Origin of the sequence: Clostridioides sp. ZZV14-6153 (assembly GCF_020657855.1) — a bacterium.
Taxonomy (GTDB): Bacteria; Bacillota; Clostridia; order Peptostreptococcales; family Peptostreptococcaceae; genus Clostridioides.
On sequence record NZ_JAGWCZ010000052.1, the window covers coordinates 1 to 460 of the forward strand.

At 47.0% G+C, this 460-nt stretch carries 1 rRNA gene; it reads left to right on the plus strand.

The window, feature by feature from the left end:
* A 16S ribosomal RNA gene (locus KGF46_RS19770) occupies window positions 1-460 on the plus strand; the annotation flags it as partial.

Below are 460 nucleotides of genomic sequence, written 5' to 3' on the forward strand. Positions count from 1 at the left end.
CCTACGGGGGGCTGCAGTGAGGAATATTGGTCAATGGGCGAGAGCCTGAACCAGCCAAGTAGCGTGAAGGATGACTGCCCTATGGGTTGTAAACTTCTTTTATAAAGGAATAAAGTCACGTATGGATACCCTTTTGTATGTACTTTATGAATAAGGATCGGCTAACTCCGTGCCAGCAGCCGCGGTAATACGGAGGATCCGAGCGTTATCCGGATTTATTGGGTTTAAAGGGAGCGTAGGTGGATTGTTAAGTCAGTTGTGAAAGTTTGCGGCTCAACCGTAAAATTGCAGTTGATACTGGATATCTTGAGTGCAGTTGAGGCAGGCGGAATTCGTGGTGTAGCGGTGAAATGCTTAGATATCACGAAGAACTCCGATTGCGAAGGCAGCTTACTGGACTGTAACTGACGCTGATGCTCGAAAGTGTGGGTATCAAACAGGATTAGATACCCTAGTAGTC